Here is a 7,002-nt window from a genome sequence, read left to right on the forward strand (position 1 = left end):
TGTTCTAACGTTATACTTTGATTTTATGTCGTTAAATAGATCTGAGTTTTTGAGCACATCAATTTCTTCATACTTCACACCTTTTTTATCTAGTAAATCCTTTGCCCTTATGCAGTATGGACAGCCCTTCTTTACATATATCACAACATTTTTCACAATTTATCTCCGTAGCTTACTAAAATATAGTTATTATATATAAGAAACATGTAAAAACATCAAATTGTATGAAAATTATTTATAATTGTGAGCAAGGAATAGAAAATAATATAGCACTAACCTTCGGAAATTTCGATGGCATTCATTTAGGACACGAGTTTGCAATTTCTACTCTAAAGAAGGTAGCACAAGAAAGAGGATTACCCTCTGCAGTTTTAACTTTTGAGCCTCACCCATCAACTGTTTTATTTGGTAGAAACAATTTTAGGTTAATAGACCAAGAACAAAAAAAGGAACTAATCAGCAGCTATGGTATAGATTACTTATATATTATTAATTTTAATAGAGGTTTTTCTGAGGTTAGCTGCGATGACTTTATCAGTGAGATTTTAATAGATAAATATGGCGCTAAACACATAATTGTCGGAGAAAATTGCACTTTTGGTCATAAACGATTGGGTAATATATTAACTCTAGAGAAATATTCTGAAATATATGGATACTCTTTGACTAAATTAGAGCCATTAACAATTGACGGCAAAATTTGCTCTTCTTCTTCAATAAGGGAGTATGTACAAAGGGGCGAAATAGAAATTGCTAATAAATTGCTCGGCAGGCCTTATCAAGTTTCTGGTGTTGTGACAAAAGGTGCATGTAGAGGTAGAGAAATAGGATTTCCAACCATAAATATTCCTATAGAAGATTGCATGATAAAACCTAAGTTTGGCACATATTACGCTAGAGTGACTTTTCCTGATAGTAATCCAAATTGGTTATATGGAGTAGTCAATATTGGTATAAGACCTACTTTTAAGGATCTGAAAAAGCCTATAATAGAAATGCACATATTCGATTTTGATGAAGACGTATATAGTCATAAAGTCAATATACAACTTTTAAAATTCATAAGGTCAGAAAAAAAATTCCATAGTATTGAGGAGTTAACAAAACAGATAAATTATGATATACTTAAAGTTTATAGGTTAAAGGCAAATTTATGAAAAAGTTATGCTTAGTTGTTATATTAATTATAGTATTGATTGACCAAACGAGCAAATTGTACATAAACTCATTGATTGATGAAGGAGAATCAATTGAGATCGCTAGTTTTATAAAACTAGTTGAAGTTTGGAATTCAGGTATTAGTTTTGGAATGTGTAGCGCTTTACCACATGGCGGTTTCTTTTTTTCAGCATTTTCAATACTAATAATTGGTATACTTGCATATTTGATATACAAGTCTGACGATCAGTCAACTTACCTTGGTTTTTCTCTGATGATTGGTGGAGCAATCGGAAACGTAGTTGATAGGATCTATTGGGGAGCTGTATATGATTTCATATATTTTCATATTGATGATTGGTATTGTCCAGCCTTTAATTTAGCAGATTTATCTATAGTTTGTGGAATGTTTACATTGTTATATAAGTGGTATATATACGATATGCTTATTTCTAAACAAAATGAGGAATAAAATAATTGTTTTTATATTAGGTCGAAATAATGCTTCATAAGTTTTTTAGTTTTCTTATACTACCTGTACTTTTTTTTACTTACCCAATTTCTTCGAATGCTTTAAACATAGAGCACAACATAAAATATACTAAACTCAGTAACGGACTAGATGTTTATGTTGTTTCTAATCATCGGATTCCAGCCGTTTTACATGCAGTAATATACAAAGTTGGGGGAATGGATGATCCAATCGGCAAAGCAGGATTGGCTCACTACTTTGAACATTTAATGTTTGAAACTACAGGGAAGTTCACAGATATAGAAGCCACTATGAGTAGCATTGGGGCTCAATTTAACGCATTTACCACTAAAGAATATACCTGTTATTTTGAGTTGATCCCCAAAAAAGATTTACCACTTGCAATGGAAGTTGAAGCAGATAGAATGGGCAGCTTTAATGTTACTCAAGACAAAATAGATAGAGAAAAAAACATCGTATTAGAAGAAAGAAAGATGAGATTTGATAACCAACCTCATAACTTGTTATGGGAAGAAATGGATAGTGCATTTTACCGTACTGGCTATGGTAGGTCTGTTATCGGCTGGGAGAGCGATATCAAAACTTACAATTTGGATGACATAACGAGGTTTCATGATAACTATTATCACTCCGGCAATGCAATATTACTGATTGTGGGTGATGTGGAACTTGATGAAGTAGTGAAATTAGCAGAAGAAAAATATGGCGAAATTAAAGCTAAGCCTGTAATGAGAAATTACCCAAATCAGGATCCAGTGCATAATGCAGGTCTATCGGTGACCTTAGAGAGCACTGAAGTAAAAGAATCAGTTTTATATTTTCGTTATCGTGTTCCCTTATTTGATCACATAAATGAAGCCTCTGCTGCTCATTTAGCGGTTGACATTTTAGGTGGCGGCAAATCCAGCAAACTGTATAAAGATTTGGTTTTAGATAAAGATGTGGCAGTATCAGTGTTTGCTTATTATAATAGCCTAGCTTTTAGTGATGGCTACATTGATATTATGATAATTCCAAAAAGTGGCGCTAATTTAGATATTGTTGAAAGAGAGTTAGATAATGCTATTAATGGCTTCGTATCTAAAGGGGTGACGAGCGAGGAATTACAAAGCTCAAAATATAGGTATAAGGCAGCACAGTTTGATAATCTATCTGACTTAACTCATATAGCGATGTTCTATGTGCCACACCTTGCACTTGGTATTCCACTTGATGAAATAGATATTTCATATAGCAAGATTAATGATGTCAATCTAGAGGATGTAAATAATAAAATCCGTGCTATTTTTTCTGCTAATAAGTTAATTGGTCGTTTATTACCAAAAGGAGATAATAATGAGAATAAGTAAAATTATATTTCTATTTTTTTTCTGTCTAGGCTTTAATTTACAAGCAAGTGGTAACCTAAATATAGAGGAGGTCACTACCCGTAAAGGATTTAAGTTTTTATTTGTAGAAAATCATGATTTGCCAAAAGTTTCACTAAATATATCGTTCAAGGATGCAGGTTATGTGTATGAGAATAAGGAAAAACAGGGGCTTGCTTGGTTTACTTCTCTTGTAATCCAAGAAGGGGCAGGAAAAAATGATGCCAAAGATTTTGCGAAAAAGCTTGAAGATAAAGGGATTAGTTTAAATTTTATTGCTGATTTAGAAGCATTTAGGGTTTCATTAAATACTTTGTCTGACAATCTAGAGGAAGCAATTTCATTACTGAGCGATACTATAATGCGTCCTAAAGTTGACCCTGAAGGGTTGAATAGAGTTTTCGAGGAAGCCAAAGTTGATTTTAATAATCTTGAAAAAAATCCTTATTTTGTTGCTGGAAAAGAATTAGATACGTTATTGTTTAAAAAACATCCTTACTCAAAAAGTGTGTACGGTACTCTTGATACTATAATGAGCATTACTAGAGACGATGTTTTAACATACATAAAGCGTAATTTTGCTAAAGATAACATAGTTATCAGTGTTGCTGGTTGTACAAAAAAAGAAGAAATTATTACGCTATTAGATAAATATTTATCTAAATTGCCGTCAAAAAGATCAAAAGTTAGAAAAATACCTGTAAAAAATAATTTTGGTTCTGCAGAAAGTAAGAATATTTTTATGGATATACCACAGAGTGTGATACTTTTTGCTCAAAAAGGTATAGCTTATGAAGATCCTAATTATTATAACGCTGGTGTCTTAATTGATGCACTTGGTGGCATGAGGCTGAATTCAATATTAATGACAGAACTGAGGCAAAACTTGGGTATTACTTATGGTGTTTATGCAAGTATTATTTCCAATAAACATGGAAATATTATATCTGGATTTATAAGTACTGATAGTTCTACTGCTGGCAAAGCTATATCAGCAGTAAAAGATACATTTAGCAGAATAAAAAAGCAAGGAATTGACGAACAATTGTTCAAGGATGCAAAAATTGGCTTGGTAAATAATCTTGTCCTTTTCCTGTCCAATAACACAAATACAGCAACGCTGCTAGATAATATGCAGATAAATGATCGTGATGTTAACCGTATAAATAATTATGCGAATATCATTAATGATGTTAAATTAGAGGAAGTAAACGAACTGGCAAGTTCTTTACTGGAACCTGAAAATTTATTTTTTGTTGAAGTTGGAAAAAACGCTCAAGGTCAATAATTATTACAGTCATATATCTTCTGCTATTGACCTTACTGCTTCTACATAACACTTATGCTCCTCAGCTAGAATGCGTTCTGAGAGGCTTTGAATATCATCAGCTGGTAACGTTGGTACAACAACTTGAGCAATTATGGCTCCAGCATCAACTTCAGGAGTGACATAATGTACAGTACAACCTGTAATTTTTACACCTGCTTTTAGAGCTTGCTCTTGAGCGTTTAGGCCTTTAAAAGACGGAAGTAAAGAGGGATGAATATTTATCACCTTGTTATGCCATTTACTCAGAAAATCAGCTTTGAGAATTCTCATAAACCCTGCAAGGCAAATTAAATCAACCTTATGTTGAACAAGTATTTCGTGAATTTTACCAGCATCAAGCGGTTTATCTTTAACAATAAACGCTGAGATTCCTGCTTGCTCTGCTATTTTCAGACCAGCAGCTTCGCTATTATTTGTGATAACACATGCAACTTCTGCGGAAAAATTCTGATCTTGACATGCTTCTATTAAGGCCTGCATATTCGACCCCCTACCTGAAATTAGTATTCCGAGTTTTATCTTTTTCATTATAGCACAGTTAGTTTAGAATTTAGTTAATACTAACAAAACAGCTCAAAAGGAAAACTTATTTTATAGCAAAGAAGGCAGACTAAACTCTTTATATAAGTGGACCTCTAATTTTGGACCTCACTGGACAACACAAAATAACGAATAGCCCCATGTACCCAGCTAAAACTAGCTTTAATGCTTAGATATTGTGCTATTTTTGTATAATATACTACTATAAGTATATATTTTTGTAATCGCGTTATTATTTATTTAACAAAGTATTAGTATAATTTATTACACTGGATTAAATGGAGAAAGTTCAATGAGTAAATTACCGAACAATGCAAAAATAGGTAAATCTCAGGTTACTCAGTGGGAGGTAATAAAAAATTGTGAATATGCTGATAATTGCTTGTCAAAAATAGTAACTTTGTACGTTATTAGAATAACTCAGCTATCAGATTTTTATACGAGTGACGAACCTGAAATTAACACTGTTTTAGCAAGAATAAGCGTGACAAGTGAAAATGTATTTTTAAACAAGGCTACTACTATTGAAGTTATGGAAGGTATTTTTCCGTATAAATTCAACAGCAAGAAGAGAAATAACGTATTAAGGTTAGAAGATTTGTATAATTATTTATGTTCTATTGTTAACAATAGCCTTCCAAAAGAAATGCTTGAAAGTCTTGTAAGGGAATATAAGGATGCTGTTAACTTATTTAAAGCAATTACTTAACTGAACGTAGTATTTTTAAGATTTTATTTTCTATTTCAGAAATGCCGCTTTCAAGATCTTTATCTATCAAATACATGGTAGAGAAATATGTTTTCTGCTTACTTTCAACATTGATAGTTAAAGTTCCGGGAGTGATTGTGACTGAATTGGCAAATAACGCAATGCTTTCATCATTATGCCCTTTGCATTTTCTTAGAATAATGATTGGCTCAAGCTTAGATTTGAGTTGTAGCACCTTTTTTGTTACATAAACACTTGATAAAATGATTTGGTACATTAACCATGGTATATAACTTACTAACTTATAAAACGACAGTCTACTCGTACTATTTAAAATCTGGCTAAGAGCTCTTTCAGCGTTTATCAACCTTCTAAAGATAAACGATGTGAATATAGAGGAAAACACTCCACAAAAAATAAAAAACGGCTCAAAATAACCAGACAATACAGTCCATAGAACAAATAAAATTATAAATGACAGAGAAAAAAACTTGATTTCCTTCCTAAAGTTGAGGTTTTTCATAGTCTGTAATATAACTTAAATGACTCTTTAAGGAAAGATAATAACGAATATTTAGGTTCTTGACTTCTATGTTAAAAGATATAACAACTAAGTTATGTATTTTAAGTGAGGAAGTTATGAAATATGACAAATTTATGGAAATATTAAAAAAAATAAATGACCTTTCAGATTTGAGCAAGGACAATATAGTTGAAAAAATAAAAGCTAAGTTACAAGAAGAAGATCCAGATTTATGTCAAGAGTGGGAAAAGAGTAAACCTGACAATGATAGTGGATCTGGCATAAATTACATATTTACTATATCTCGTGGTCAAAATTCTAAGGAAGTCAAATTGTTACATCTTGCTTCTTATTGGAACTGTGCAAATGTAGCAAAAGCTCTGATTGAAAACGGGGCAGATATTAATGCAGAACATGATAATAAGATGGCTCCTTTACATCTTGCTATTACAAATGGCCACAAAGAGATAGTACAAGTTCTATCAAAAGCAGAAGGAATCAACGTTGATGCAAAAAATAGTGATGGGTGGACTCCTTTACATCTTGCTGCTGCAAAGGGCCATAAGGATGTAGTAGAAACTCTAATTGCAAACAAAGTAAGAGGTTGTCCGGAAACTAGTAAATTCAAGCATATTCCCTCTTTAACATAACCCTACTCATAGCTAGGTATATGAAATTCTCAGTGGATGTTGTGAGTAAATCATACTCCTTCGATAGCCTTCTATTCCTATTAACCCAAGCAAAAGTCCTTTCTACAACCCATCTTCTTGGCTGTACTTTAAACCCTTGTTCTCTTGTTGGTAGTAGCTCAGGTGGCGTATCTTTGTGCACCCAAAATCTACATTTAGTTAATCAATTGCAACAGTTTCAGAATAGCGTAAC

9 protein-coding genes and 1 pseudogene are annotated in these 7,002 nt (G+C 32.5%); 6 read left to right on the forward strand and 4 right to left on the reverse strand.

Annotated features, from left to right (window positions below; all coding sequences use genetic code 11):
* Window positions 1-156 (reverse strand): glutaredoxin domain-containing protein (locus WG67_RS08440; protein WP_458695007.1); only part of this gene is annotated, 156 nt, incomplete at its 3' end.
* 68 nt (window positions 157-224) lie between these two features.
* On the opposite strand from WG67_RS08440, the gene ribF reads away from it, so the two are divergent.
* Genes ribF through WG67_RS03250 form a run of 4 tightly spaced genes read left to right on the forward strand, consistent with a single transcriptional unit; the run spans window position 225 to window position 4,306 of the window.
* Window positions 225-1,157: a riboflavin biosynthesis protein RibF gene (gene ribF, locus WG67_RS03235; RefSeq protein ID WP_070356898.1), complete on the forward strand. Its 933-nt coding sequence runs from the start codon at window positions 225-227 to the stop codon at window positions 1,155-1,157.
* Window positions 1,154-1,630 carry a signal peptidase II gene (gene lspA, locus WG67_RS03240; RefSeq protein ID WP_070356899.1) on the forward strand — a complete coding sequence of 159 codons (477 nt, stop codon included), beginning with the start codon at window positions 1,154-1,156 and terminating at the stop codon, window positions 1,628-1,630. The genes ribF and lspA overlap by 4 nt, the downstream gene beginning before the upstream one ends.
* Before the next feature lie 29 nt (window positions 1,631-1,659).
* Window positions 1,660-3,000, forward strand: coding sequence for a M16 family metallopeptidase (locus tag WG67_RS03245; protein ID WP_010082492.1), 1,341 nt, complete (start codon window positions 1,660-1,662; stop codon window positions 2,998-3,000).
* Window positions 2,987-4,306, forward strand: a complete 1,320-nt coding sequence (locus WG67_RS03250; RefSeq protein ID WP_070356900.1) for a M16 family metallopeptidase — start codon at window positions 2,987-2,989, stop codon at window positions 4,304-4,306. The genes WG67_RS03245 and WG67_RS03250 overlap by 14 nt, the downstream gene beginning before the upstream one ends.
* A 9-nt stretch (window positions 4,307-4,315) precedes the next feature.
* Here WG67_RS03250 and purN read toward each other — a convergent pair whose 3' ends face one another.
* Window positions 4,316-4,876 (reverse strand): phosphoribosylglycinamide formyltransferase, encoded by a 561-nt coding sequence (gene purN / locus WG67_RS03255; protein WP_070356901.1) that lies wholly within the window; start codon window positions 4,874-4,876, stop codon window positions 4,316-4,318.
* Window positions 4,877-5,180: 304 nt separating this feature from the next.
* Between purN and WG67_RS03260 the strand changes: the two genes are divergently transcribed.
* Entirely contained in the window at window positions 5,181-5,597 is a 417-nt protein-coding gene (locus WG67_RS03260) for a hypothetical protein (protein WP_010082489.1), read from the forward strand.
* Here WG67_RS03260 and WG67_RS03265 read toward each other — a convergent pair.
* Entirely contained in the window at window positions 5,590-6,120 is a 531-nt protein-coding gene (locus WG67_RS03265; protein WP_010962821.1) for a Na+/H+ antiporter subunit E, read from the reverse strand. The genes WG67_RS03260 and WG67_RS03265 overlap by 8 nt on opposite strands.
* A 68-nt stretch (window positions 6,121-6,188) precedes the next feature.
* Between WG67_RS03265 and WG67_RS03270 the strand changes: the two genes are divergently transcribed.
* Complete coding sequence (locus tag WG67_RS03270; RefSeq protein WP_070356902.1) at window positions 6,189-6,770, forward strand: ankyrin repeat domain-containing protein; 582 nt, start codon at window positions 6,189-6,191, stop codon at window positions 6,768-6,770.
* Here WG67_RS03270 and WG67_RS03275 read toward each other — a convergent pair.
* Window positions 6,745-6,963: pseudogene (locus tag WG67_RS03275) on the reverse strand (transposase); the annotation flags it as partial. The gene WG67_RS03270 and the pseudogene WG67_RS03275 sit on opposite strands and share 26 nt — an antisense overlap.
* Window positions 6,964-7,002 lie beyond the last annotated feature (39 nt).

The sequence above is a fragment of the Wolbachia endosymbiont of Drosophila incompta genome (assembly GCF_001758565.1).
In the GTDB taxonomy this organism is placed as follows: domain Bacteria; phylum Pseudomonadota; class Alphaproteobacteria; order Rickettsiales; family Anaplasmataceae; genus Wolbachia; species Wolbachia pipientis.